The 24,939-nt window shown below is 58.4% G+C and carries 24 protein-coding genes and 1 pseudogene; 20 read left to right on the top strand and 5 right to left on the bottom strand.

The features are described 5' to 3' along the window. Window position 1 precedes the first annotated feature (1 nt). Genes TU86_RS15145 through TU86_RS15100 form a run of 10 tightly spaced genes read left to right on the top strand, consistent with a single transcriptional unit; the run spans window position 2 to window position 12,177 of the window. Window positions 2-778: a polysaccharide biosynthesis/export family protein gene (locus TU86_RS15145; RefSeq protein ID WP_048365143.1), complete on the top strand. Its 777-nt coding sequence runs from the start codon at window positions 2-4 to the stop codon at window positions 776-778. 19 nt (window positions 779-797) lie between these two features. Next, window positions 798-2,792 (top strand): exopolysaccharide transport family protein, encoded by a 1,995-nt coding sequence (locus tag TU86_RS15140; protein WP_048365142.1) that lies wholly within the window; start codon window positions 798-800, stop codon window positions 2,790-2,792. Further along, window positions 2,792-3,982 (top strand): glycosyltransferase, encoded by a 1,191-nt coding sequence (locus TU86_RS15135; RefSeq protein WP_048365141.1) that lies wholly within the window; start codon window positions 2,792-2,794, stop codon window positions 3,980-3,982. The genes TU86_RS15140 and TU86_RS15135 overlap by 1 nt, the downstream gene beginning before the upstream one ends. Further along, window positions 3,972-5,300, top strand: coding sequence for a beta-galactosidase (locus tag TU86_RS15130; RefSeq protein WP_048365140.1), 1,329 nt, complete (start codon window positions 3,972-3,974; stop codon window positions 5,298-5,300). The genes TU86_RS15135 and TU86_RS15130 overlap by 11 nt, the downstream gene beginning before the upstream one ends. Beyond that, entirely contained in the window at window positions 5,297-6,514 is a 1,218-nt protein-coding gene (locus TU86_RS15125; protein ID WP_048365139.1) for a glycosyltransferase family 4 protein, read from the top strand. Before TU86_RS15130 ends, TU86_RS15125 begins: the two co-directional genes overlap by 4 nt. Continuing rightward, on the top strand, window positions 6,505-7,605 hold the full coding sequence (locus tag TU86_RS15120; RefSeq protein WP_048365138.1) for a glycosyltransferase family 4 protein: 1,101 nt from the start codon (window positions 6,505-6,507) through the stop codon (window positions 7,603-7,605). The genes TU86_RS15125 and TU86_RS15120 overlap by 10 nt, the downstream gene beginning before the upstream one ends. After that, window positions 7,605-8,999, top strand: a complete 1,395-nt coding sequence (locus TU86_RS15115) for an O-antigen ligase family protein (protein ID WP_048365137.1) — start codon at window positions 7,605-7,607, stop codon at window positions 8,997-8,999. Before TU86_RS15120 ends, TU86_RS15115 begins: the two co-directional genes overlap by 1 nt. Then, window positions 8,996-9,817: an acyltransferase gene (locus TU86_RS15110; protein ID WP_048365136.1), complete on the top strand. Its 822-nt coding sequence runs from the start codon at window positions 8,996-8,998 to the stop codon at window positions 9,815-9,817. Before TU86_RS15115 ends, TU86_RS15110 begins: the two co-directional genes overlap by 4 nt. Window positions 9,818-9,826: 9 nt before the next feature. Further along, window positions 9,827-11,251 (top strand): lipid II flippase MurJ, encoded by a 1,425-nt coding sequence (locus tag TU86_RS15105; RefSeq protein ID WP_048365135.1) that lies wholly within the window; start codon window positions 9,827-9,829, stop codon window positions 11,249-11,251. After that, the gene (locus TU86_RS15100; protein WP_048365134.1) at window positions 11,248-12,177 is read left to right on the top strand and encodes a glycosyltransferase family 2 protein; all 930 of its coding nucleotides are present in this window, start codon (window positions 11,248-11,250) and stop codon (window positions 12,175-12,177) included. Before TU86_RS15105 ends, TU86_RS15100 begins: the two co-directional genes overlap by 4 nt. Before the next feature lie 73 nt (window positions 12,178-12,250). Here the strand turns inward: TU86_RS15100 and TU86_RS15095 are convergent, their stop codons facing one another. Both TU86_RS15095 and moaB read right to left on the bottom strand, forming a co-directional pair. Further along, window positions 12,251-13,438 carry a molybdopterin molybdotransferase MoeA gene (locus TU86_RS15095; RefSeq protein WP_048365340.1) on the bottom strand — a complete coding sequence of 396 codons (1,188 nt, stop codon included), beginning with the start codon at window positions 13,436-13,438 and terminating at the stop codon, window positions 12,251-12,253. A gap of 22 nt (window positions 13,439-13,460) precedes the next feature. Beyond that, window positions 13,461-14,000 carry a molybdenum cofactor biosynthesis protein B gene (gene moaB, locus TU86_RS15090; RefSeq protein ID WP_048365133.1) on the bottom strand — a complete coding sequence of 180 codons (540 nt, stop codon included), beginning with the start codon at window positions 13,998-14,000 and terminating at the stop codon, window positions 13,461-13,463. A gap of 79 nt (window positions 14,001-14,079) precedes the next feature. Here moaB and mobA point away from each other — a divergent pair, with 79 nt between their 5' ends. Further along, complete coding sequence (gene mobA, locus TU86_RS15085) at window positions 14,080-14,658, top strand: molybdenum cofactor guanylyltransferase MobA (RefSeq protein WP_048365132.1); 579 nt, start codon at window positions 14,080-14,082, stop codon at window positions 14,656-14,658. 94 nt (window positions 14,659-14,752) lie between these two features. Next, complete coding sequence (locus TU86_RS15080) at window positions 14,753-14,974, top strand: YgdI/YgdR family lipoprotein (RefSeq protein WP_048365131.1); 222 nt, start codon at window positions 14,753-14,755, stop codon at window positions 14,972-14,974. A gap of 62 nt (window positions 14,975-15,036) precedes the next feature. Here the strand turns inward: TU86_RS15080 and TU86_RS15075 are convergent, their stop codons facing one another. The 3 genes from TU86_RS15075 to TU86_RS15065 all read right to left on the bottom strand — a co-directional run bounded on the left by TU86_RS15075 (window position 15,037) and on the right by TU86_RS15065 (window position 17,421). After that, window positions 15,037-15,927 (bottom strand): pseudouridine synthase, encoded by an 891-nt coding sequence (locus tag TU86_RS15075; RefSeq protein WP_048365130.1) that lies wholly within the window; start codon window positions 15,925-15,927, stop codon window positions 15,037-15,039. An 83-nt stretch (window positions 15,928-16,010) separates the two neighbouring features. Further along, a complete protein-coding gene (locus tag TU86_RS15070; protein WP_048365129.1) occupies window positions 16,011-16,247 on the bottom strand; it encodes a glutaredoxin family protein in 237 nt (78 codons plus the stop codon). Window positions 16,248-16,323: 76 nt separating this feature from the next. After that, entirely contained in the window at window positions 16,324-17,421 is a 1,098-nt protein-coding gene (locus tag TU86_RS15065) for an acyltransferase family protein (RefSeq protein WP_048365128.1), read from the bottom strand. A 176-nt stretch (window positions 17,422-17,597) separates the two neighbouring features. On the opposite strand from TU86_RS15065, the gene TU86_RS15060 reads away from it, so the two are divergent. The 8 genes and pseudogenes from TU86_RS15060 to TU86_RS15025 all read left to right on the top strand — a co-directional run. Further along, on the top strand, window positions 17,598-19,334 hold the full coding sequence (locus TU86_RS15060; RefSeq protein WP_048365127.1) for a cation:proton antiporter: 1,737 nt from the start codon (window positions 17,598-17,600) through the stop codon (window positions 19,332-19,334). Between the two features lie 131 nt (window positions 19,335-19,465). Then, window positions 19,466-19,780 carry an ElaB/YgaM/YqjD family protein gene (locus tag TU86_RS15055; protein ID WP_048365126.1) on the top strand — a complete coding sequence of 105 codons (315 nt, stop codon included), beginning with the start codon at window positions 19,466-19,468 and terminating at the stop codon, window positions 19,778-19,780. A gap of 1 nt (window position 19,781) precedes the next feature. After that, entirely contained in the window at window positions 19,782-20,156 is a 375-nt protein-coding gene (locus TU86_RS15050) for a phage holin family protein (protein WP_048365125.1), read from the top strand. Beyond that, entirely contained in the window at window positions 20,153-20,497 is a 345-nt protein-coding gene (locus tag TU86_RS15045; protein ID WP_048365124.1) for a hypothetical protein, read from the top strand. Before TU86_RS15050 ends, TU86_RS15045 begins: the two co-directional genes overlap by 4 nt. A 264-nt stretch (window positions 20,498-20,761) precedes the next feature. Continuing rightward, the gene (locus tag TU86_RS15040) at window positions 20,762-22,093 is read left to right on the top strand and encodes a deoxyguanosinetriphosphate triphosphohydrolase (protein ID WP_048365123.1); all 1,332 of its coding nucleotides are present in this window, start codon (window positions 20,762-20,764) and stop codon (window positions 22,091-22,093) included. A 371-nt stretch (window positions 22,094-22,464) separates the two neighbouring features. Then, the gene (locus tag TU86_RS15035; RefSeq protein WP_048365122.1) at window positions 22,465-23,091 is read left to right on the top strand and encodes a response regulator transcription factor; all 627 of its coding nucleotides are present in this window, start codon (window positions 22,465-22,467) and stop codon (window positions 23,089-23,091) included. Between the two features lie 8 nt (window positions 23,092-23,099). After that, a pseudogene (locus TU86_RS15030) lies at window positions 23,100-24,647 on the top strand (transporter substrate-binding domain-containing protein); the annotation flags it as partial. 48 nt (window positions 24,648-24,695) lie between these two features. Then, window positions 24,696-24,939: recombinase family protein (locus tag TU86_RS15025; protein ID WP_048365121.1), on the top strand; the 244-nt coding region annotated here is incomplete at its 3' end.

The raw sequence follows: 24,939 nt of genomic DNA, 5'->3' as shown, positions 1-24,939 counted from the left end.
AATGAAAAAAGTCCTGCTGATGTTGAGTGTTGTGTTGCTAAGTGCGTGCAGCCTGCCGTCCAAAGTGGCGTTGCCTGACGACGAGGTATTACGCGAAGGCCATCGCGCCGGCCTGGCCCTGGCGGGCAAGCCGCTGCCCCTGGAACGTATCCGCGCAGGCGACACGTTGCGCATTGTCCGTAATACCGGTGAAGCGCCCTCTATCTCGGCGTTTACCGCCAACTCGATCTATGAACTGACACTGTTTAACGTGCGCACCGACGGCACGTTTTCTTACCCCTACATTGGCAGTGTCAAAGCGGCGGGCATGACCCCGGACCAGCTCACCACGGTGCTGGAAAAAAAGCTGACCCACGTTTATCAAGACCCGTCGCTGACCATCAACTTCTCGCAAACGCCCAGTAACACGGTGTACGTAGGCGGGGCGGTACACAACCCGGCCACCTTGCAAGTCAACATAGCCACCACGCTGGAGCAGGCCATTGTGGGCGCTGGCGGCGTGCAGCCGGTGGGCGACAGCAACAACGTTGCCCTGCTGCGCCAAGAGGATGACGGGCGCTACAACACCTACTTTTTTGATTACAAAAACTCCATTGCCCGTGGCAATGGCATGCAAGCACCGGTTCTGCTGCAACGCGGCGACGTTGTGTTTGTGCCCAAGTCGTCAGTGGGCAATGGCATCGAGTGGGTCGATCTCTACCTCAACCAATTGATTCCGTTTACCAAATCAATTGGCATCGGGGCGTCCTACGAACTGCGTAAAAACGACAATAACTAATCGCCAAAGGACTGCCGACATGATCAATATCCGTTCTTTCCGCGATTTATTGCGCCTGTTCTTCATCTTCAAGCGCGAAGTCAAAATCACCGTGCTGGTGACGTTCATCATCATCGTGCTGGGTGCGTTCCTGCTGCCCAACCGCTTTGAGTCCACCGCGCTGTTACTGGTTAAACCCGGCCGCGATACCAGCACCTTGCCGATTGAAATTGCCGACCGCCAGGCGGTGGTCATCCCCAGCGCCATGCGCGACCCGATCATCGATGAAGAACGCATCCTCACCGGGCGCCCGATTGTGCGGATGGTGGCCGAGAAGTACCTCGATGACCTGTCACGCCAGCCGCAACCTACCGGCGTGGTGGCCACGGTCAAAAATGCGCTGAAGGCCACCGTGCAGGGCCTGGTTGATATCGGTCGCGGCTTTTTGCAAATGCTTGGGCTGGTCGAGAAGCAAACCCCGGTCGAGCGTCTGGCCGAGCAACTGAGTAAGAACTTCAGCGTGACCCACGCCCCCGGTTCTTCGGTGATGGAGGTGAGTTTTACCTGGAATGATCCCGAGGTCGCACAACAGGTGGTCAAAACCTGGATCGACCAATACGAGCAAGAGCGCACCTCGACCATGGGCCGCAAGAGCTTGTACGGTTTCTATGAAGCAGAAGCGGCATCCACGCAAGCGCGCATCCTCGACCTTCAGCGCCAGATCGAAACCATCCTCAACCAACTGGGGGCGGTGAGCATCACTGAGCGCCTGAACGACATCGCTCGCAACCTCAACAACCTCAAGGGTGAGCACCTCAACACCACCCGCGCCGTGGCCTCGACCCAAAGCGGTCTGGACACCATTCAAGCGCAGCTCAACAGCATGAAAAAAGAGATCAGCATCGGGCGCCAGATCAGCATAAACCCCGACCGTCAAGACTTGGCCCAACGCATCAATGCCAAGCTGATCGAACGTCAGGAGATGACCCGCACCTTCAAAGAAACCGCACCGCCGGTCAAAGCGCTGGACGCTGCCATCGCCAACCTGCAAGCCCTGCTCAACAGTGAAAAAGCGGTGGTGCAACGCAGCGAAAACCTGGCCCCCAACCCGGTATTCACGCGTCTGCAAAACAGCTTTGCCGACCAGCAAGCCAGCCTCAGCCGCCTGAAAACCCAAGCGGCCCAGCAAAAGGTGCAACTTGAAAAGCTTGAGCAAGACCGACGAGAAGCGCTGGCCCTGGAGCCTGAGCTGTCGCGTTTGCAGCGCGAATTGGCGGCGGCTGAAAAAAGCTTCGCGCTGTACAGCGACAGCACCGAAAAAGCCCGGATTGACCGTGAACTGGACAAGAGCCGCATTAGCAACATCGCGGTGATTGAACAAGCCACGCTCAACCCTAACCGTGTGTTCCCCAAAAGCCTGCTGATGCTGTTTTTGGCGATCCCGATCAGCCTCGCGGTCGGCTTGCTGGCGCTGTACTTCTTCTACCTGCTGGATCAGCGCATCCACGACGGCGACCACATCGAAGAGCGTTTCGGGGTCAAGGTCTGGACCAGCCTGCAAGACCTCAGCGACAAGCAGCCGCAACGGCGCAGCGCCTTTATCGCCAGCATGTACCGCTTGTATGGCGTACTGCCGCTGGAGCAAGTGGCCGAGCGCGGCCTGAGCATCGGGTTGACCTCGGCGCGTAAAGGCGAAGGCGTGAGCTTTGTGATTGAGCACCTGCGCGAACTGCTGGTGGAACGCGGCCATCAAGTGCGCGTCAACGGCGTTGGCCCTGCGGCACCGGGCGAAATCCTGCTGCTGGATGCCTCAGGTTTCTTCTCCAATCAGGAAGCGTTCGTGATTCTGCGTCAGGCCGACCTGATTTGCCTGATCGTGGAAGCCGAAAAAACCACCGTGCCTATCCTGCAAACCGCGCTCAATACGCTCAATACCGCGTTCAAGCGTGTGGACGGGATCATCATCAACCGCCGTCGCTTCGACATCCCCGAAAAGGTGTTGAACGTCCTGGCCCGCATTCGGGGTAAAGCCTGATGCACATTGCCCTGCTTGCGCCATTGGCGCCTGAACAAAACGGAATTGCCGACTATGCAGGGCACCTCAAGGCCGCCCTGCTGAGTCAGGGCATTGAAGTCAGCACGCCGCTGGCCGGCATTGGCAACGACCCCGAGCGCGCCGTGCAACGGGTGGCGAGCACCGATTGGCGCGGCATCGATCTGGTGCACGCCGAGTTGGGTGGTGGGCGTTTGGCCGAGTTTCATGCCCTGCGCGCATTACGCCAGCGTTTTGCAAAATTACCCCTGACCGCCACCGTGCATGATCCTGAGCGTCTGGTGTGGCGCCGGGCCAAGCTGCCGTGGCCGTTGTCGCTGGCCAGCCGCCTGCCCTCCCCACTGCCACAAATGGCCACGGTACTGGCTGATCCGTTGTGCCTGTATGAAGAGCGGCAACTGGCCCGCAACCTGACGCGTCTGGTGACGCTGACCCAATCAGGCGGCGATTGCCTCAAACAGCGCATGGGCCTGCACGCTGAACAAATGGTGGTCATCCCCCACGGCAATCTGTTGATCCCGCCCGCGCCCATGCCAGCCCTTGATCCGCTAAAACTGCTGTACTTCGGCTTCATTTATCGCGGCAAGGGCATTGAAGACTTGCTTGAAGCGCTGGCCATGACCTTCACGCAAAAACCCGAACTCAAACAGCACCTGACGCTGACGCTGGCCGGGGGCAGCGAGCCGGAAATGGCCTTCGAGTCGGGAGGCAGTTATCTGCACTTGTTGCGCCAACGCATCGAACAACTGGGGCTGGAGAAGAGCATCGAATGGCACCTGGATTTACCGGCCAGTGAAATCGCCAAGGTCATCCAGGCCCATCACGTCATGGTGCTGCCGTACCGCGAGTCAAGCAAACTCAAGCTGCTGGGCCAACTGCGCGGCACCAGCGGTGCGTTGTCATGGGCAGCCGCCTGTGGGCGCGGAGTCATCACCTCGGATGCTCGCTCCTTTGCCGAAGAGGTCGACCACGGCAATGGCGTGATCTACCCCCAAGGCAACGTGGCGGCATTGGCGGCTGAATTGGGCCACCTGTGTGCCGATCCGCAGATGGCGCTGCGCTGGGCCGAACACGCGCAAAAAATCGGCGACGAACGCGTGTGGAGCGAAACCGCCAAACGTTTTCATCAGATGTTCAAATCCGCCTGCTGGGGACGCACTCATGTGGCGTAAACCTGTAATTTGGCTGCTCCTGCTGCTGCTCGTGGCAGTGGGTGTCAGTCTGTTGCCGTGGAGCCCGCCCGCCGAAGCCGAAGGCACCACCTTGCGCGGGCCACGCCCCATTGAGTGGAAAGACTTCCTGGGGGTGAATGCGCAGTTTCAATACTTCCCCCAGCCGGTGTATGAAAAACAGATGCAGCGCCTCGACGAGCTGGGGCTCGACTGGGTACGCCTGACCATTCACTGGGCCATGATCGAGCCTGAAGAAAACCAGCTGCAACTGGCCCCGCTCGATGGTGTGATGCAGGCCATCAGCGCCCACCAACTCAAAACCCTGGCGTACCTGGTCGGCTCGGCACCCTTCGCCAGCAGCCTGCCAGAGGGCGCCCAGGTCAACGATCAGTACCCGCCCAAAGACTTCAACGTATTTGCCCAGCGCATGCAGATGCTGGCCCAGCGCTACCCGCAGGTGAATGTGTGGCAGGTGTGGAACGAGCCCAACATCATGTGGATGCCACAGGCCGATCCCGACGCGTACTACCGCCTGCTGACCACTACCGCCGACGCTCTGCGTGCGCAACTGCCAGGGCAACAGGTCGCCACGGCTGGCATGGCGTACTACAGCCAGATGCCCAAGCAAGAAGGTCTGATGCTGCAAAAACTGCTGGAAAAAGGCTTGGCCGAGCAACACCTGATCACCGCCTATCACCCTTATTCTCAGTACCCCGAAGGTGACAACCCGGCGGACAAGGACTTCTTGACCCGCTCCAACTTCCTCAACAATGCCTTGCACGCCAAAGGCATCGCGCAGGTCTGGGCCACCGAATGGGGCTGGTCGAGTTACAACGGCCCCAAAGAAATGCAGCTGCTGATTGGCGTGGACGGGCAAGCCGACTACACCCTGCGCCGTCTGGCCTTGATGAGCGCGATGGATTTCCAGCGCATCTTCCTGTTTAACCTCAGCGATCTGGACCGACGCGCCAGCCCGCGTGATCAGTTCTACGGATTGCTCGATCTGCAAGGCAACCCCAAGCCTGTGTATGTGGCGCTGCAACACTTTTTCAACGTCACAGGCCCACGTATCGACCCGGCGGATGCACCCACCGTCGAGGGCGCGCCGAGCGATCTGTACAGCATTGGCTGGACCCGCAGCGACGGCAAACGCCTGTGGATGTTCTGGAGCGCCAGCGGTGAACAGGTGCACTTGCCCGGCATCACCCAGGCCACGCTGTACAACCCGCACGATGGCAGTGAAACCCCGTTGAGCGATGCATCGGCAATCACGGTGCCGCTTAAAACCAGCCTGCAACTGTTGGTATGGACACCATGAACATACTTTGGACGCTGCCCTACTTACCGTGGCCCACCACCAGCGGCGGCAAAACCCGCCAGTACCATCTGCTGCGCAGTCTGGCGGCACGCGGGCATCGCATCACCTTGCTGGTGCAATCCAAAACGGTACTCGACGCTGACACCCGTGCCGCACTTGAGCCGTTTGTCGAGCGGTTGATCGTCATGCCCAGACGCCCCTTACGCAGCCTGAAAACATTACTGGCCGTGGCCCTCGCGCCCTACCCCATGCTGGCCGCGATCAACGGCGTCAGCGCGCCGCTTGAGCAGCAGTGGAGTGAGCTGCTGCAAGCACCGTGGGACGTGATCCAGATCGAGCACAGCTACAGTTTTCAACCGTTCGAACGTGCGCTGAGTGCGACCGGGCGCGATTTTATCCTCACCGAACACAACGTCGAATCCGCCTTGGGCGCGGCCAGCTACGACCGGCTGCCCGGTTGGTTCAAGCCGTTTACCTCCTATGACCAATGGCGTTACCGGCGCTGGGAAAAACGCGTGTTCGGGCTGGCAAAGGAATTAATCGCCGTCACTGAACAGGACGCTCACACCCTGCGTCAACTGACACACACGCCGGTGTCGGTGGTGGTCAACGGCGTCGACAGCGCCCATTACGCAGCGGTTCAGCCGGACGTGCACAGCCAGCGCCTGCTGTTTGTCGGCAATTACGAATACCACCCCAACGTGGATGCCGTGGAATGGGCGCTGGACAGCATTTTGCCGGCGCTGTGGGCGCTCAACCCGAACGTGCGGTTCGCTATTTGCGGCTTTGGCTTGCCCCACGATTGGCGCCAGCGCTGGCCGGACCCACGCATCGAATGGCAGGGCTTTGTGCCCGATTTGCGCGACCTGCAACGCCAGGCCGCAGTGTTTTTTGCCCCGCTGCGTCAGGGCGGCGGCTCCAAGCTTAAAGTGCTCGAAGCGATGGCTGCCGGTTTGCCGGTGGTCACCACCGGGCAGGGCACGTCAGGTTTGAAGGTCATCAACGGCGACCACTACCTGGGCAGCGAAAACCCTCAGGAACTGGCGCAATTGTTGAACGTGGCGCTCAGCGATCCTGCGCTCTTGCAGCGCATCGGCGAGGCCGGGCGTGCTTACGTCAGGGCCGAGCACGACTGGTCAGTGGCCGCGGCCCAGCTGGAACAGGTTTACACCCGTCTTCCCTCCTTAAAAGAAGAAGTCAGCGTATGCGCATAGGTCTGGATTACCGCCCCGCAGCGGGCTACGGCAACAGCGGCATTGGTCGTCAGGCGCTGGCACTGGAAGCCGCATTGCGCGCGCACCCCGAGGTGCAGTTGCAGTTGTTTGGCGTAGCGCCCGAAGATCACCTGCTGCGCCGTCGCGTGCATTGCCCGCGCTGGGGTTCACCCTTGCAAGGGGTGCATCGGCTGCCCAGCCGTTTGCGTTTCGAAGGCGGCTTCCTGCCGGGTGCCCTGCGCGAAGCCGGGATCGACATCCATATCTGCAATTTCAACATGGGCTTGCCGATAGGGGCCAAACCACCCGGCATGCGCTACGTGCTGCAACTGCACGACCTGTTCCAACTGACGCACACCAACCACCACGGCTCACGCCTCAAGGCTAAGGTGTACCGCACCAGCGACAAACTCTCGATCGGCCACTCGATCAAGGTCGCCGACCGGATCTGGACCCCTTCGCAATACACCGCCGACGAAGTGGTCAAACTGTTCCCCGAAGCCAAAGGCAAAGTACGGGTGCTGCCCAACCTGGTGAGCGGCTTTGTCGGTGAGCCGGCCGACATCACCGACCTCAACCTGCCACCGCGTTACTGGCTGGCGGTGGGCACCCGCGAGCCGCGCAAAAACATCCCGTGGCTGGTCAGCGCTTGGCACGCCGCACGCCAACGCAGCGAACACGTACCGGAATTAGTGCTGGTAGGCGCACGCGAACACCTGCCCCAGCCGTTGCAACAATTGCCCGGCCTGCACTTTTTAAGCGACCTGACAGACGCGCAATTGCACGCCGTTTACCAGCAGGCCGAACGCCTGTGGCAACCCTCTTTCGCCGAAGGCTTTGGCTTGCCGGTGATCGAAGCCTTGAGCGTGGGCACTTCGGTGGCCGTGGCCAGTGGTTCGGCGCTGGATGAAATCACCCCGCCTGACAGCCCGCGTTTTTCGCCCACCGACAGCTACGCCCTGACCGAATTGATGCTGACACTGGCGACCCAAGGTCCCCAAGCCCCTGAACAGATGAAAGCCTGGGCCACCCGCTACGCTGACGATGCCTATCGCCAGCGCTTCAATGAGCTGCTGGAGGAGCTTCGCTAATGCCCTTGGCACTCCCGCTTGCAGTGTTGTTCAGCCTGCTGTTCGGGCTGATGGTCTGGGTATTGCCGCCGCTCAGCGTCATCGTGTTGATGGTCGGTGTGGCGGGCGTGGTGACGGTGCTGCGCCACCCTTTGTGGGGGCTATTGCTGTTTGGCGTGCTGGCGACGTTTTTGCCGTACACCACGATCAATATCGGCTTTCGCACCACCGTGTCCGAGCTGCTGATCCTGCTGGTGTGGGGCAGCGTGCTGGTGCAAAAAATGCTCAACCATCTGGGACCTGCGCCCAAGCTGATGCGCACCGAACGCTGGGTATTGGCGCTGATGCTGTTCAGTGCATTGCCGTTTATCGTCGGTCAGTTGATGGTGACCGCCGAAGGTAACGGCCCGGTGAACTGGGTGCGCTGGTTGCTGAACCTGTCCGTTCTGTTTTTGGTGCCGCGCCTGCTCGATACGCCCAAGGCCCGCGAGCAGATGGTCATCGCGCTGCTGCTGGGCACCCTGTTCTTGCTGCTGCTGTCGATCCCGGTGTACGTGCGCGACCGCTCAGCCAGCGGTATTACGTCGATCCTCGGGCACTTGGGGTATGGCGGGGTGAGCATGCTCGATGATCGCTTGCAGTCCTTCACCACGCGCATGAGTTCACCGTGGATGCACCCCAACGTCACTGGCGGCGCCATGGCGCTGCTGGTGCCGCTGGCCCTGTGTTTCGGCGTGACCCGCCGTGGCTGGCCCAAAGCGCTGGGCATCAGCGTCGCGGTCTTGGGCATTCTTGCACTGGCCATGACCGGCTCACGCGGCGCCTTGATCAGCATGCTGGTGGTGCTGGTCTGGTGCGCGGCCAAGCGGGTGCCTTACACCGGGCGCATGCTGTTTGCCGGTGTCGCTGCAATGTTCGTGCTGCTGTTGGTGTACCCACCATTACAAGACCGCCTGGCGGATATTTTTTCAACCTCCGACAGCGGCAGTACCAGCGTGCGCCTGGACGAATACCGCGCCTTCCCCAGAGCCATCGCCACCTTTCCTCTGGGCATTGGTTTCAAGGTTGAAGCGGGCGTTGCGGGCACCGGGCTGCTGGGTATCTCCAACCTGTTTCTCAACTTCATGTACAAAACCGGGCTGCCCGGCATGCTGCTGTTCATTGGCGTGGTAGTGAGTTGGTGGCGCGCCGTGCGCCCTCAACAAAGCACCCTCGTCCTGAGCGCAGACAATGCGATCTGGTTCGGCACCACAGTGGGCATTTTGGCCGCGTTGGTCAGCGGCCTGTTCGACCACTACTTCAGTTTCACTCAAGTATTGATCGCGCTGTTCTGGTTGATGCTCGGCCTGAGCCTGCACGAAGCCAAGCGCCTCAAACACAACGCCTCGACGCCCCTTTCAGGAGTTCGCCCATGAAGCACCGTCTTTTTCACTCGCGAAACCTGCGCCTGGCCCTGCCCGAGTACGCCGAAAAAATGGGCGTCAGCGTTCAAGAGCTGAGCGAGGCCTACGACTGGATGCTGGCCAACGACGTGTGTTTTGAACAACCGCTCAAGGGCGACACGTTATGTTTCATCAGCTACTTGAACATTGAGCCGCGCATCGAACACCCTCTGGCACGGCGCTTTTACGCCTTGCTGGGCCGAGAAGGCAAAGGGGCGCTGATCCCGCTCTACGGCAAGAACTGGGCGACGTTGCGCGACCGCATGCTGCGCTGGTGGGAGTTGGCCTACAACATCCTGATCTGCAAGATCCCCAGCCACACCTTGCGCCTGCTGTGGCTGCGGGCAGGCGGGGCCAAAATTGGCAAAGGCTCGACCGTGTGGCGCAACACCGAAATCCTTGGCGTCGATGGCTTGCGCATTGGCGAGGACAGTACCGTGGGCTGGCACTGCCAACTGGACGCACGCGGCGGCCTGATAATAGGCAATCACGTCACCATCGCCTCCCACGTGCTGATCATTGCCGGTGGGCATGACGTGCAGGCGCCCGAGTTCTGGGCCGTGGGTGGCCCGATTTATATTCGCGATTACGCGTGGATCGCCAGCCGCGCCCTGCTCTCGTTCGGCGCCGACATCGGTGAAGGCGCGGTGGTGGGCGGCAATTGCGTGGTGTCCAAACCGGTGCCACCTTATGCCATCGTCGGCGGACCGGACGCCACCATCAAAGGCGAACGCTGCCGCAACCTCAACTACAAGGTGGGCGGCAAAGGCCTGTTCACCTTGTTCCACTAGGCCCGGGCCATGTTCGGCCCCACCTTGTGGCTCACCCTGGCAACGTTGACAGGCCTTGCCGCGGGGTTCGCACGCGAGTGGCTGCTGGTCGCTGCCTGGGGCGCAGGTGGGCGCAGCGACGGGTTTCTGGTGGCCATGTTTTTACCCGAGGCGCTGCGCATGGCGTTGGCCGCAGGCTTGCTGAGTGCCGCCGCCCTGCCGCTGTATCAACAACGCTCGCGCACTGAGCAACGTGCCTGGCTCAGCGCGCTGGCCCCGCGTTTGCTGCTGTGCGGGTTGCTGCTCAGTGGCCTCTTGGGTTTGGGTTCACTGCTGTGGGTGCGCCTGATCGGCCTCGGCCTCGACAGCCAGGGTTACGCGCTGGCGAGTGACAGCTTGCGGATTCTGGCGTGGTGCGCGCCGGGGTTCGTGCTGCACGGGCTGTTCTGTGTACCTTTACAGGCCCGTTCAAGGTTTGTGCTGGCCGGGTTGGGGTCGCTGCTGTTCAACTTGCCCCCGGTGCTGTACCTGGCGCTGCTCAAGCATGATGCCACCGCCCAGGGTCTGGCCAGCGCCTGCGTGCTCGGCAGCCTGCTCATGCCCTCGGTGCTGTTGTTGCCGCTGTACCGCGACGGCTGGAAGCCTTGGCACATCCAGTCCGCGCCCGGCGCCAGCCGCGAACTGTTGCAACGCATCGGTCCTTTATTAAGTAGCAATCTGGCAAGCCAGGGCTTGGCGTTGCTGGAGCGTATGGTCGCGTCACTGTTGGGCGAAGGTTCTGTGACCTGGATCAACCTGGCGCGCAAGCTGATCAACCTGCCGCTGATTGCCCTGATGAGTCTCAACCAAGTGTTGCTCGGTTTGATGAGTGGCAGCGCGGGCGAACAGCGCTTGGGGCTGCTGCGCAAAGGACTGGCCAGCGCCACCTTGCTGACCGTGCCCGCCGTGGCCGGGCTGATTGGCGCAGCCGGCGCATTGGTGCATTTGCTGCTGCCCAACCAGGCGGCGGACAGCCCCTTGCCCACGTTGCTGGCGTGGTTCTCGGTCCCGTTAATGTTTGGCGCCTGGAATGCCCTGCTCGCGCGTTATGCCTATGCCGCCGCAGACACGCGCATGCCGCTCAACTGCGAGCTGATCGGCAGCCTGCTCAATGCCCTATTGCTGGCCGTGCTGCCGTACTTTTTGGGGTTGATCGGCATCGCACTCGCCGCTGTTGGCGGGGTGATCCTTACGGGCCTGCTGCTGATGCGTCGCCAACAACTGTTTTCGGTCGTGCCGTGGCGCAGCCATTGGTTACTCGGGCTGGGCATGATGCTGTTGTCCGCCTTACTGCTGCACCCGTTGCACAATATCTGGCTGCAATTGGGCCTGAGCACGGCCTTCGGCGCGCTGCTGATGCTGGCGATGGCGATGTGGTTGCGCCCGTGGCGCCCTGATAAACCGGAGGTTCAATGACATCGCCCCTCAAGGTGGCCTGCATCATCCCGACCTATAACGGGCGCCATGAACTGGAGCGCCTGCTGGATTCGCTGGGGCGCCAGAGCGCTGAATTTGACACTTTTATCGTCGATTCCAGTTCGCGTGATGGCACGTTCGAGCTGGCCGGGTCGCGCTGCAAAAACGTGTTGCGCATCGACAGCAAAGACTTCAACCACGGCGGCACGCGGCAACTGATGGTTGAGCGCAACCCCGGCTACGATGTGTGCGTCTTCATGACCCAGGACGCCTACCTTGAAGACCCGGATGCACTGGCCGCGATTGTGCGCCCGTTTGCTGATCCTCAGGTGGGCGCCGTCTGCGGGCGGCAACTGCCGCACCTGGACGCCGTGCCCTTGGCGCAACACGCGCGGCAGTTCAACTACCCGCCCACGTCACAGGTCAAAACCCTCGCCGACGCGCCGCAACTAGGACTCAAAACGGCGTTCATGTCCAATTCGTTTGCGGCCTATCGACGCGAGGCACTGCTGGCTGTCGGCGGCTTTGCGCAGCACGTAATCCTGTCGGAAGACATGTACGTCACCGCCAAAATGCTGCTGGCGGGCTGGAGCGTGGTGTATGAGGGGCAGGCGTGCTGTCGCCACTCGCACAATTACACCCTCAAGGAAGAGTTTCGGCGCTACTTCGATATTGGGGTGTTTCAGGCACGTGAGCCGTGGATACGGCAAGCGTTCGGCGGTGCCGGGGGTGAGGGATTACGCTATGTGAAATCCGAACTGACGTTTTTGGGGCCGCAACGGCTGCTGAGCTGGCCGGCTTCACTGGTGCGCAACGCCGTCAAACTGGGCGCTTACAAACTGGGGCAACAGGAACATCGCCTGCCCCATCACTGGAAAAAAAAACTCAGCATGAACCCACGCTATTGGGACGGGCCATTTGCGTGAGCACTCGGCTGCGAGTCTTAAATACTCAAAAGACCGCAGCCTTCGCCAGCGCCTAAGTGCGTTTGTGCGCGGGTCAGCCCAGCACTTCGCTCAGCGGGATAAAGGCGACCCCATCGCCTTCCACCAGCGTGCTTTCTTCCAGCACCTCTACCAGCCCTTCGGCCCATGCTGCACTGCGCAGTACACCCGAACTCTGGTTTTTGTAGATCACCGCCCGCCCTTGCTCCAGACGCCCGCGCAGGTATTCGCGGCGATTGCCGGGTTTGGGCCAGACAAAACCGGCAGGCACTTGAAACTTGAGGGGCTCCACCGCCTGCACACCCTGACGGCGCAATAAATAAGGGCGCGCCAGCAGCGCAAAGGTGACCAACGTCGACGCTGGATTACCCGGTAACCCAATCACCGGTACGCCGCGAAAATGCCCGCAGATCAGCGGTTTGCCAGGTTTGATTGCCAGTTTCCACAGCGCCAGCTCACCCGCTTCGCGCAGGGCGATACCCAGGAAGTCGGCTTCGCCCACCGAAACCCCACCGGTAGACAAAATCAGGTCCACCGCGCCCAGTTCTGCCAGGCGCTGACGGGTCGCAGGCAAGTCATCCGGCAAGATGCCTGCATCCAGCACTTCGCACCCCAGACGGGTCAACCAACTGCACAGCAGCACGCGGTTGCTGTTGTAAATCTGCCCCGGCCCCAATGGCTGACCCGGCTCGATCAACTCATCCCCGGTGGACAATACGGCCACCTTGACCCGGCGAATCACCTCAAGCGTGGCGCAGCCCAATGACGCAGCCAAGCCTTGCTCAATCGGTCCCAAACGCGTGCCCGCCGGCAAAACCACTTCACCGACCGTGGTCTCCTGGCCTTGTGGCCGAATGTTTTGCCCTTCGCGCAGTACCTGTGTGAACAGCACCCGTCCGTCGGCCTGCACCTGAGCGTTCTCTTGCATCTCGACGCAATTGGCGCCCGCAGGCACGGGTGCCCCGGTAAAGATCCGCGCGCACGTGCCGCAGGCCAAAGCCTCAGGCGCCTGGCCGGCAAAGATGCGCTGGCTGACGCTCAAAGGCTCACCGCTCCAGTCGGTCAGGTTCAGCGCATACCCGTCCATTGCACTGTTGGGCCACGGCGGCAGGTCAAGGCTCGACACCAGGTCATGGGCCAGCACACGCCCCTCGCACAAGGCCAATGCCAGCACCTCGGTGTCGCGAATCGGCGCCGCTTCGGCCAGCGCCAGCAACCTTGCCAGCGCCACTTCAACGGGCATCAGCTCGCCCGTGCGGCCCGGCTTACCCACGGGTTGGGCAGGCCGCTGCCTGTTTCAAATGGGCCACGAAGTTACATGGGCGATGGCGCGAGTCCAGTTGCTCAGCCAAAATCCCGTCCCAACCCGTGCGCACGGCATTGGTCGAACCCGGCAGGCAGCACACCAGCGTGCCATTGGCCAACCCGGCCAGCGCGCGCGATTGAACCGTTGAGGTGCCGATATCGGCGAGCGAGATATGACGGAACAATTCGCCAAAGCCATCAACGTGTTTGTCCAGCAGGCAACCCACGGCTTCAGGCGTGCTGTCGCGGCCAGTAAAACCGGTGCCGCCGGTGATCAACACCACTTGCACTTGATCCTCAGCAATCCAGTGAGCGACTTGGGCGCGGATTTTGTAGAGGTCATCCTTGAGCAACACCCGTGCCGCCAACTGATGGCCCGCCTCGCTCAGGCGGTCGACAAATACTTGGCCCGAGGTGTCGGTTTCAAGTGTGCGGGTATCGCTCACTGTCAGCACAGCGATGTTTAAAGGGACAAAAGGCGCATCAACCTTGGCTTTCATAGACGAGGTCCAGTTGTAGGAAGAACAGCCCGGTGTTATATCACAGCCCTTCTTTTGCCTGACTGCGCGGAGTCAATTCATGAGCCAGTTCCACTGTTCAATCTTGCTGCTGGCGGGCGGGCGGGGCCAGCGTATGGGCGGGCAGGACAAAGGGTTATTGCGCTGGCAGGGCCAGCCCTTGATCAGCCATGCCCAGCGGGTGGCGCGGCCATTGACGGATGACTTGATCATTTCTTGCAACCGCAATCACGCGCACTACGCCGCCTATGCGGACCAGGTGGTCAATGATGGCAACGATGATTTTGACGGGCCGCTGGCCGGTATCCGCGCAGGACTGGCCGTGGCTCGGCACTCACACCTGCTGGTGCTGCCGTGCGATGTGCCCCGCATCGACACCGATCTGATCCGTGCCCTGTTCGATACGGCGCGCCTGCGCCCCGAGCAACCGGTGATGGTGCGCCACGGCGAACACTGGGAACCGCTGCTGTGCGTGATCCCCGTCGCACTCAAAGGCGCATTCGACACCGCGTGGCAAAACGGTCAGCGCAGCCCGCGCAACATCATGCTTGAGCTCAATGCACAGGCTTGCGTGTGCGCGCAGAATGATCCCCGGCTGCTCAACGTCAACACCCCTGATTTACTCGAACTAAGCCAATAGCTATCCTTGCGCCACTAGCCAGGGAACTTGCAGACGATGTATACGTCTCAGGGACAGCTACCCATTACGTACATTCATTTGTTGGAGAAACACAATGACTCATCGGACTCTCGCCGCCCTCATGCTCACTGCTGGCCTGGCCGCCCTTGCTGGCTGTGCGTCGCCAACCGTGATCACTCTTAACGACGGTCGTGAAATCCAGGCAATTGACACGCCTAAGTACGATGAAGATTCGGGCTTCTACCAGTTCAAGCAATTGGACGGCAAAGAAACCCGTATCAACAAAGACCAGATTCGCACCGTTAAAGAGCTGTAAGGCTTATGCGTTAAAACAAAACCCGCCCCGTGCGGGTTTTGTTGTTTTGGCGGGCCAGACGCTTACCACGCCAGACGGATGCGGCTTTCAAAGTAACGTTCTTCACCGCTAACCGGGTCGATAAAACGCAACGCCTTGGCCAGCAGCTTCAAGGGCTTGGCGTAGTCATCCACGGCATCCTTGATCACCTGCGGATAGAACGGGTCGTTGCAGATCCCCGCCCCCAACGCCGCCATGTGCACGCGCAGCTGATGTTTTTTGCCGGTGACGGGGTACAGCGCATAACGCCACAGGTCACCGTTTTTCTCACTCACATCGACCAGGGTTTCAGTGTTGCTGTCGCCCGGCCCTTCCTGCATGCGAAAGAAAGGTTCACCGTCTACCAAACGGCTTTTATGTACACGCGGCAGCTCCAGTTCAGGCAAGGCAGGCGCGATGGCTTCATAGCACTTTTCGATCTTGCGTGTCGGAAACAGCAACTGGTAAGCGGAGCGTGTGGCCGGGTTGGCGGAAAACAACACCAACCCCGCCGTGTGTCGATCAATGCGGTGCAACGGCACCAAATTCGGATTGTCGAGCGTACGAATCAGACGGCGCAACAGGGTTTGCTCGACGTATTCACCGGCCGGGGTCACTGGCAGAAAGTGTGGTTTGTCAGCCACCACCAAATGTTCATCGGCATAGAGAATGGTCTCTTGGACCGGAATCGGCGTTTCGTTGGGCACTTCACGAAAATAGTGAATACGCAGGCCTTCCTTGTAGGCCAGCTGCGCACTGATCGGCGCGCCGTCAGCATCCAGCACACGACCGCGCGCCAGGCGATCAAGCCACTGCTCACGGCTGATCGCCTGAAAGTGATCACACAAGCAATCAAGCACTGTCAGCCACTTACCGGGCGGCAGGTAGAGGGTGCTGGCTTGATGCTCGGCGGCGTTAAAGCGCTGGGTCGACATAAAAAACTCGGGCAGTAAAAAGCAGCCGGGGATTATCGCCCACCGAGCCTGTTCACGAAACCGTCTGAGGAGCAGCCCGCGGCCTATATGAGGAAGCTCACCACCTGTTCAGCCTCAAAAGGCCAGTCCAACTCTGCGCCTGTATCGACCCGGCGCAACACCGGGATGCGCAGGCCATAGGTTTGAACTTGCCCCTCGCACTCTGCGATATCGACCAGCTCAACCAACAAGCCCCGTTCGACAAACGGCATTAACACAGCTTCTGCGACTTCGCACAGGTGGCAGCCAAGGGTGCCCAGCAGTTCACATTCGGGGTACATAATTCACGACCTGAAAAATAGCCGCCATTCTAGGAGCGTTGCCCTAGGACGTCGACCCGCAGCCCAGGTACGCCTGTCATTTGGCCGAGTCGGGTTGGCCAGCCGCACGTTTGAGCGCAAAGGTGCGATTGCAATACGCCGTGGCCCAATCCAGCACCGGCTTTTCGAAAAAACGATACGCCAACGCCCCGTAACAGATCACGGCACTCATCATCAGCAGCAGAAAAAACAGATTGTCCCAAATGCTGTCAGGCCATGCGCCGATACGCTGCCACACATGCCCGATCACGCCCAACACCAGTAAGTGCGACAGGTAAATCGTGTAAGACATATCACCTGTGAAGATCAGAAACTGCGGCACACGAATCAACTTGCGCCGCTCCAGCAGGACCAGCGAACCAATCAGCGCGCCAAAAATAACCCCCACCGACAACATGCGCAGCAAGCCTTCGGTGAAGAACAGCTTGAATACGTAAATCAACCCAAACCCAACGGTCAAAGCAGCCATCAAGGTTGCCCAGACCCAGGGCGTTGGCACCTTGACGCTGTGTTTACTGTAAAAAAACAGTGCCACAGCGCTGCCTATGATGAATTCCAGCGCGTAAGGGTGGAGCATGATTTTCAAAGCCGGATTGAAGTCTTGCCAGTTGGCCAACAGGTTGAACGCAATCAGCCCGCACGCCCACAACCCCAGCAATATCGGCAGGTGTTTTTCTTTGAATAACAACAACCCCGTAAACACCAGATAGAACCACAACTCAAATACCAGCGACCAGGCCACCATCACCAGGAGCACTCGATCATTGGGCAGCAATAAAAACGACATCAAGAGATTGGAGCTGCCATGCGAGGTATTGACCACGCCCGGCAGCGCCAAAGTGACGCTCAGGGTGATAAAAAAATACAGCCAATAATTAGGGTAAATACGCGACAGCCGATTAAAAGCAAAACGCTGGGTTTGCACCGCGCTCTGAAAGCGGCCACGGGTCACAATCACCATGACAAAGCCACTGATCACAAAAAAAAGATCAACCCCCAGCTGGAAGAAGTCGACCAACGCTGGCAATAAAAGATCACCACCCGAATACTTCGCCTCAACTGACGCCATGTGGAATAACACCACTCCCAAAACGGCAGCGCCTCTCAAGCCTTGCAGGGAATACAGACGTTCCATAACGCTCCTGACGACTACGCTTGCCCAACATCCAATTAAGTAGCTTGGCTGTGAGCATAGCGAAGGACCGTGATTTTGAAATGTTGGCGTTTAATCATGATGTGTGTCAGCGCAAGCCCCTTTGAATTACTGGAAGCTCGCGACTTTTTTTATTCAAACAGACAAGGAAGACCTGCGTGTTTGCCAATTTGTTAATCATCCTCGCCTCCTCACTGGTGGTGATCGCCTTTTTCAGGCGGTTAAAGCTGCCTCCAGTCCTGGGCTATTTGTGTGTCGGGCTGTTTGTCGGGCCTACCGCTCTGAACTGGATCAACGACAGCCCGGACCTGCCTGACCTGGCTGAATTGGGGGTGGTGTTTTTGCTGTTTTCATTAGGGCTGGAGTTTTCGCTGCCCAAAATGCTGGCGCTGCGCAGGGTGGTCTTTGGCCTGGGCAGCCTGCAAGTACTGTGCACCTCGCTGGTGTTGGGGAGCCTGCTGTACGCATTTGGCATGAGCCTCAATGCCGCCTTTTTACTCGGCGCCGGGCTGGCGCTGTCGTCCACGGCCATCGTCAGTAAAGAGCTGACCAGCCTCGGTGAAATTTTCAGTCGTCATGGCCAAAACGCGATTGGCGTGCTGCTGTTCCAAGACGTGGTGGCGGTGCTTTTACTGACATTGGTGCCTGTGTTTGCAGGCAGCAGCGAGCAAGCCTGGTACTGGGCACTCCCCATCACCTTGGGCAAAACGGTGATCCTGTTTGTCGGCTTGCTATTTGCCAGCCGCTTTCTGTTACCGCGCCTGTTCCACGAAGTAGCCGCCTCGCGCTCCGCCGAACTGTTTGTGTTGCTGGCACTGGTCATCGTGCTGCTCACGGCATGGCTCACCCATTTATTGGGTTTGTCGCCCGCACTGGGCGCATTCTTGGCGGGCATGCTGCTGGGTGAAAGCCATTACCGCCATCAGATCGAAGCGGATATCCGCCCGTTCCGCGACATCTTGCTGGGGCTGTTCTTCGTCAGCATCGGCATGCTCATCGACCTTCAACTGTTTGTGCATGACGGCTTTTTGATTCTGGGCCTGACCTTGGCCTTGCTCTTGATCAAAGGGGGCGTGGTCGCTGTGCTGGTCAAGTTGCGCGGCAGCGATGGTGAAACGGCCTGGCGCAGTGGTCTGGCCCTGGCGCAGGGAGGCGAGTTCTGTTTTGCACTGATGGCACAAATGCAAATCAACTCGTTGATCCCGCCCGAGATTGCCAGCTACCTGTTGGCCGCGACCTTCTGCTCGATGTTGTTGACGCCCCTTTTACTGCGTGCTGCACCGCAGATCGCCGCCAGCTTGCACCGCAAGTCCAACGAAGAAGCCGAGCTTGAAGAAATCGCCGCGCAGAACGCTGAACTGCACGGCCACGTGGTGATGTGCGGTTATGGGCGGGTGGGTCAATCCATTGGCCGTTTCTTGCGCAGTGAGCATCATGATTTTGTGGCTTTGGACTACGATCCGGATCGCATTCAAGAAGCCGCCAAAGTCGACAGCTGCGTGCATTACGGCGACGCCCGCCGTGGTGATCTGTTGCGCGCTGTCGGCCTTGACCGAGCGCGCCTGCTGGTCATCGCCGTAGACAACACTGAGGTGGCCATGTGCGTGCTCAAAGAGGCTCGTCTGATCACACTTGATGTGCCGGTACTGGTCAGAACCCGTGACGACAGCCAACTGGCTGAACTGAAGGCCGCCGGGGCGACCGAAGTGGTACCGGAACTGCTGGAATCCAGCCTGATGCTGGCCTCTCATGCCTTGATTCTGCTTGGCCTTTCGGAAAAAACCGTGCGCCATCGAGTGGATGAAGTGCGGCATAACCGTTATCACTTGCTGGAAGGCTGCATTGAAAACCCTGATGCACGCGAGAATCAGGGGTTCACCCGCGAAAATGAATAATTTAAGGTAAGGTTTTTCTCTGATTGAAGGTCAACGCCTCTAACGCCTGCGTCAGCAAGTGAGAGAAATGCAGTGAACCTTCAATCAATGCCTACACTCGAACCATCATCAAGCCGCTTACGGAGATTCACATGGCCCGCACTACAGCAAAGAATGCTCAAGAGATATTGATGGCTGACTTCCAGGCACTGGTGGCAGACACCGAAAGACTGCTGGAACACACCGCGTCCCTGGCGGGTGATCAAGCCGATGAGCTGCGTGCCCAAATCAAGGAGAGCCTGCTCAAGGCCCGCGAGTCGCTGGATGAAACCAAAGAGACCCTGCAACAGCGTGGGCAGGCAGCCGTCGTGGCGACTGAAGACTACGTTCAGGCAAACCCGTGGCAGTCGGTTGGCATTGCCGCCGGCGTCGGCTTTTTGATTGGCCTGTTGGCTACCCGGCGCTGATATGACAGAAGAATCCGGCTCCCCTCGTTCCTCACCGCGGCGCCTGGGTGCCGCGTTTCTGGGCCTGCTGCACAGCCATGTCGAGTTATTGGGCATCGAGTTGCAAGAACAGAAGGCACGGACTGTCAGCCTGTTACTGTTTGCCGGGCTGGCCTTGGTGTTTGGCCTGTTATTGCTGATCGGGCTGTCAGCGCTGGTGCTGATTCTGGTCTGGGACAGTTATCGCCTGACCGGCATCATCGGCCTGTGTGTGTTTTATACGTTAGCGGCGATTTTCTGCGGCCTTCGTCTTAAAGCAGCGGTGTTCGATGAATCCTCTCCTTTCAATGCCACGCTCGAAGAGCTGGCCAAAGACCGCGAGCGTTTATTGCCATGAGCAGCCTGCCTGAAATGCCGCAAAAAGCGTCACGGCGCGAGATGCGTAAAGTGTTGATTCGCTTGCGCATGGAAATGCATCGCCAGGAAATTCGCCATGAAACCCAGCAGTTGCTCCAGCCTTTGCAAAAAATGCGCGGGATGACCAGCAACTGGCAAGAAAGTCTGGGGATCAAACACGCGCCGTTGTGGGGCGTAGGCGCTGTCACCCTGTTGGGCTTTTTGACCGGTAAAGGCGCACGTTCCAAAGGCAGCGGTCGCATGTCGCGCCTGATCGGGCTGACGACCGGTCTGCTGCCACTGATCAAACTGGTCATCCAGAGCTCCGCCCGCAAGCCTTGAGGCTATGATGCATCACCCGTTGCACCTGACTGTGTAGCCGTTGACGAATGACACGAGACTCCGTTCGAGCGCGTAGCCGTCGTAGAACCATTGAACCCGGTGCGTCAAAGACACCTTAGCCACCGGGTCTACGGCCGCTTCGCGCTCGATCGTGGCCTCGTGACTCGACAGTGAACGCAGGCTCAAGTCCCCACCTGATCCGGCTTGCACGCTCGCGCGTGACGCGAGAAGCTGCGTGCACAGTCACTGACGGAGCACTGCGCCTTGGATTGGCAAACTCTACTTAACCGCGAACGCCTCGGAAAACCTCATCACAGCCCTGAAGAACTGGGACGCAGCCCTTTTCACAAAGACCATGACCGAATCATCTTTTCAGGTGCTTTTCGCCGTCTGGGCCGAAAAACCCAAGTTCACCCCGTCAATAGCAATGACCATATCCACACCCGCCTGACCCATTCCCTTGAAGTCAGCTGTGTGGGCCGTTCATTGGGCATGCGTGTAGGGGAGACGCTTCGCAGCGCCCTGCCCGACTGGTGTGACCCCGGTGATTTGGGCATGGTTGTACAGTCGGCCTGCCTGGCCCATGACATTGGCAACCCGCCCTTCGGGCACTCGGGTGAAGACGCCATCCGTAACTGGTTTCAACAGGCCGCAGACCGTGGCTGGCTCGATGATATGAGTGATGTCGAGCGCACCGACTTTCTGAGCTTTGAAGGCAATGCCCAAGGTTTCAGGGTGCTCACACAGCTGGAATATCATCAGTTTGATGGCGGCACCCGCCTGACCCATGCCACCTTGGGTACCTTCCTCAAATACCCCTGGACGGCGCGTCATGCCGATTCGCAAGGTTACAAAAAGCACAAGTTCGGTTGCTATCAGAGTGAACTGCATCTGCTCGAAGGGATCGCCCACAAACTGGGCTTGCCGCAACTCGAAGAAGAACGCTGGGCACGCCATCCTCTGGTGTATCTGATGGAAGCTGCGGACGACATCTGCTATGCACTCATTGACCTTGAGGACGGCCTGGAAATGGACTTGCTGGGATACCGCGAAGTCGAATCCCTACTGCTGGGGCTGGTGGGTGATGACTTGCCAGAAACCTATCGCTTGCTCGGCCCTCAAGACTCCGAGCGACGCAAGTTGGCCATTCTGCGTGGCAAAGCCATCGAACATCTGACCAATGCCGCTGCGCTCGCCTTTGTCGAGCAACAACAGGCACTGCTCAACGGCACGCTGCCCGGGGATCTGGTCGAGCATATGCACGGCCCGGCAAAACGTTGCGTGCTGGATGCCAAAGACATGGCCCGCAAAAAAATCTTCCAGGACAAGCGCAAAACCCTTCACGAAATCGGCGCGTACACCACGCTGGAAATTCTCCTGAATGCCTTTTGCGGCGCTGTACTTGAGCAACACGGCGGGCGCACGCCTTCGTTCAAAAGCCGACGCATTCTCGATTTGCTGGGCAATAGCGCGCCTGACCCCTACTGGCCATTACACCGTTCATTTATGCGCGTCATCGACTTCATTGCAGGCATGACGGACAGCTATGCCACCGAGATGGCAAGAGAAATGACCGGGCGCTCAAGTCCGACTTGAATTTGAGTCTTGGCCCTAACAGGGCTGGCCTGAATCCTACAGGCTAGCCCTACAACTACTTCTCAGAAACGCCTACACACACTCTTAATTAAACATCGTTAAACAAGCACAAGTAGCAAACAGCAAAAGCGCTTGTAGTACTTTTCCCAACCCGAACTAAACACCCCATTCAACAGCACAAACAAAACACTAAAAAAACACTCCACCCCTCATTACCTTTCCACTCACAACGTTAACAAATCGTGCTCTTGCGCCTTAATTTACGTAGGATTTTTCCCATACTACGTTTGTAGGCCCGCGGGTTCGTGTGCCCGCTCATATAACTGAGCTATGGTGCGCGCTTTCTATACCGCGCTTAACAGGAATTAATTATGACCACCGTCTTTATAGTTGACGACCATCCGGTTATCCGACTGGCAATTCGTATGTTGTTAGAACATGAAGGTTATGAAATAGTCGGCGAAACCGACAATGGTGTCGACGCAATGCAAATGGTGCGTGAATGCGTGCCCGATTTGATCATTCTCGACATCAGCATCCCTAAACTCGACGGACTGGAAGTGCTCGCACGTTTCAACGCCATGAATTCAACCCTTAAAACATTGGTCCTGACCGCCCAGTCCCCTACTCTGTTTGCCATGCGCTGCATGCAATCCGGTGCGGCGGGGTATGTGTGCAAACAAGAAGAACTGAGTGAACTTGTCAGTGCAATAAAAGCCGTATTCTCTGGCTACAATTATTTCCCCAGCCAAGCCTTGACTCCTGAGCGACATGAGGATGGCGACTGTTCAGAAATCGAGTTATTCAAATTAGTGAATGACCGCGAACTCATGGTTCTACAGCTTTTCGCACAAGGTAAAACAAACAAAGAAATCGCCAAAGGAATGTTTTTGAGTAATAAAACAGTGAGCACTTACAAAAAAAGGCTCATGCAAAAACTAAAAGCAAACTCATTGGTTGATCTTATCGAACTGGCTAAACGCAATTCTTTAGTGTGAGAAACACGATGCCCACGCGGTTACTACATCCTTTATCACTGATCACCGGCTTACTTTTATGCTGGTCCATGCTGGCTCACGCCACCGGCAGTGACAACTACCCATTGCTGAGCCGCTCGGGCATCTCTTACCTGGAAGCCCCGCTCGATAAGAAACAGCGCAAATGGCTACAGGAAAAACGCGTATTGCGGGTGGGCATTTCTTCTCCGGACTATCCCCCTTTTGATATGACTACCAGCGGGCAGGATTACGAAGGTTTCACCGCGGACTACATCGGCCTTCTGGCCCAGGCACTCAACGTATCGATCAACGTTCAACGTTTTACAACACGAGACGAGGTTATCCAGGCCCTGGAGCAAGGCAACATTGATTTGCTCGGCACCTCGAATGGTTATGAAGCCGCCAATCAGAACCTGTTGCTTTCAATTCCCTACGCCGTTGACCAGCCTGTTCTTGTTACGCGCGAAGGAGAAACCCGCTCCTTGACCCAGGGCCTGGAAGGCTTGCGTTTGAGCATGGTTTACCACTACCTGCCACTCGATGAGGTCAAAAGGCTTTATCCCAAGGCCATTATCCAGTCATACCCTTCGTACCAAAATGCGATAAACGCGGTGGCGTTTGATCAGGCCGATGTGTTTCTGGGCGATACGCTCTCCACGCATTACATGATCAACAAGGGCTATTTGAAGAACATTAAAATGGCGAATTTCAGCAAACATGAAGCCTATGGCTTCAGCTTTGCTGTTCGTCGTGATAACCGCGTCCTGCTGGATATCCTCAATTCCACGCTTGAGGCCATCCCCAACAACGAGCGCCAAAACATCGCCAAACGCTGGAGCGCTGGCAGCGACATATTGCTGACTGACCAAAAGCTCCAACTGACCGAACGTGAACAGCGCTGGCTGGCTAAACATGCCGTGGTCAAGGTCGTGGTTAACGAAACGCTGGCGCCGCTGAGCTTTTTTGATGCCGAGGGTAATTTTCGCGGCATTACCGCAGACCTGCTGGAAATGATTCGCCTGCGCACCGGGTTGCGGTTCGAGATCCAGCGTACCCGCAGCCTGAGCCACATGATCGACATGATTCAGCGACATGAGACCGACATTATTTCTGTGATCAGCCCATCGGTATCGCGCGAGAACAAACTCAACTTCAGTCGTCCCTATCTCGAAAACTCATTTGTCCTGCTGACTGCAAAAGGCATCCAGCACCCTGCCAACCTGGAACAACTGGCAGGCAAACGCCTGGCGTTGACCCAGGGTAACCCGCTAACCGGCTATCTTCGCAAAACGTTCCCAGACATCACGCTCGTCGAAACCGACGATATCTATCAAGCGACGCAATTGTTGTCGGAGGGCAAAGTACAAGGGGCCGTCAATACTCTGGTCATTGCCAATTACTTGCTGGCGTCACAACTGTTTCAGGACCGCCTGCAAATCAGCGCGACGATTGGCACCCAGCCCGCCACCTTTTCCCTGGCCACGGCCCGCGATGCCAGCGAGCTAAGCTCGATTCTCGACAAAGCACTGCTCAGCATTGCCCCGGATGACCACGGTAGGCTATTTTCTAATAAAATGATCTAGAACCTACCCGGAGCCGATTCAATGCCCAAGGCATACGCATACGTCAGATGGTCAACCGCCTCGCAAGGCGAAGAAGGCCGAGACAGCCACGACCGTCAGACCACACCACTCCAAGCATTTACAGAAGCAACAGGCGTTCCCGTGGTCGAAACCGTTATCGACAAGGGGATCAGTGCATTCCGTGGTGCAAACGCCCGGATCGGCCAGTTAAAAGGGTTGTTGGACAGGATAGAGAGTGGAGAAATTGAGCATGGCGACTACATCA

This window comes from Pseudomonas weihenstephanensis (genome assembly GCF_001043055.1).
Lineage (GTDB): Bacteria > Pseudomonadota > Gammaproteobacteria > Pseudomonadales > Pseudomonadaceae > Aquipseudomonas > Aquipseudomonas weihenstephanensis.
The sequence above is the reverse complement of the archived record's forward strand: the minus strand, read 5'-3'. Positions and strand labels throughout refer to the sequence as shown.

Excerpts from the sequence above, each read along its gene's own strand:
- TU86_RS15045 (WP_048365124.1), top strand. The coding sequence starts at position 20,153 with ATGAGCAGCCTGCCTGAAATGCCGCAAAAAGCGTCACGGCGCGAGATG.
- moaB (WP_048365133.1), bottom strand. The coding sequence starts at position 14,000 with ATGAAAGCCAAGGTTGATGCGCCTTTTGTCCCTTTAAACATCGCTGTG.
- TU86_RS15130 (WP_048365140.1), top strand. The coding sequence starts at position 3,972 with ATGTGGCGTAAACCTGTAATTTGGCTGCTCCTGCTGCTGCTCGTGGCA.
- TU86_RS15145 (WP_048365143.1), top strand. The coding sequence starts at position 2 with ATGAAAAAAGTCCTGCTGATGTTGAGTGTTGTGTTGCTAAGTGCGTGC.
- TU86_RS15140 (WP_048365142.1), top strand. The coding sequence starts at position 798 with ATGATCAATATCCGTTCTTTCCGCGATTTATTGCGCCTGTTCTTCATC.
- TU86_RS15115 (WP_048365137.1), top strand. The coding sequence starts at position 7,605 with ATGCCCTTGGCACTCCCGCTTGCAGTGTTGTTCAGCCTGCTGTTCGGG.
- mobA (WP_048365132.1), top strand. The coding sequence starts at position 14,080 with ATGAGCCAGTTCCACTGTTCAATCTTGCTGCTGGCGGGCGGGCGGGGC.
- TU86_RS15100 (WP_048365134.1), top strand. The coding sequence starts at position 11,248 with ATGACATCGCCCCTCAAGGTGGCCTGCATCATCCCGACCTATAACGGG.
- TU86_RS15125 (WP_048365139.1), top strand. The coding sequence starts at position 5,297 with ATGAACATACTTTGGACGCTGCCCTACTTACCGTGGCCCACCACCAGC.
- TU86_RS15065 (WP_048365128.1), bottom strand. The coding sequence starts at position 17,421 with ATGGAACGTCTGTATTCCCTGCAAGGCTTGAGAGGCGCTGCCGTTTTG.
- TU86_RS15105 (WP_048365135.1), top strand. The coding sequence starts at position 9,827 with ATGTTCGGCCCCACCTTGTGGCTCACCCTGGCAACGTTGACAGGCCTT.
- TU86_RS15070 (WP_048365129.1), bottom strand. The coding sequence starts at position 16,247 with ATGTACCCCGAATGTGAACTGCTGGGCACCCTTGGCTGCCACCTGTGC.
- TU86_RS15095 (WP_048365340.1), bottom strand. The coding sequence starts at position 13,438 with ATGCCCGTTGAAGTGGCGCTGGCAAGGTTGCTGGCGCTGGCCGAAGCG.
- TU86_RS15120 (WP_048365138.1), top strand. The coding sequence starts at position 6,505 with ATGCGCATAGGTCTGGATTACCGCCCCGCAGCGGGCTACGGCAACAGC.
- TU86_RS15080 (WP_048365131.1), top strand. The coding sequence starts at position 14,753 with ATGACTCATCGGACTCTCGCCGCCCTCATGCTCACTGCTGGCCTGGCC.
- TU86_RS15035 (WP_048365122.1), top strand. The coding sequence starts at position 22,465 with ATGACCACCGTCTTTATAGTTGACGACCATCCGGTTATCCGACTGGCA.
- TU86_RS15110 (WP_048365136.1), top strand. The coding sequence starts at position 8,996 with ATGAAGCACCGTCTTTTTCACTCGCGAAACCTGCGCCTGGCCCTGCCC.
- TU86_RS15075 (WP_048365130.1), bottom strand. The coding sequence starts at position 15,927 with ATGTCGACCCAGCGCTTTAACGCCGCCGAGCATCAAGCCAGCACCCTC.
- TU86_RS15055 (WP_048365126.1), top strand. The coding sequence starts at position 19,466 with ATGGCCCGCACTACAGCAAAGAATGCTCAAGAGATATTGATGGCTGAC.
- TU86_RS15135 (WP_048365141.1), top strand. The coding sequence starts at position 2,792 with ATGCACATTGCCCTGCTTGCGCCATTGGCGCCTGAACAAAACGGAATT.
- TU86_RS15050 (WP_048365125.1), top strand. The coding sequence starts at position 19,782 with ATGACAGAAGAATCCGGCTCCCCTCGTTCCTCACCGCGGCGCCTGGGT.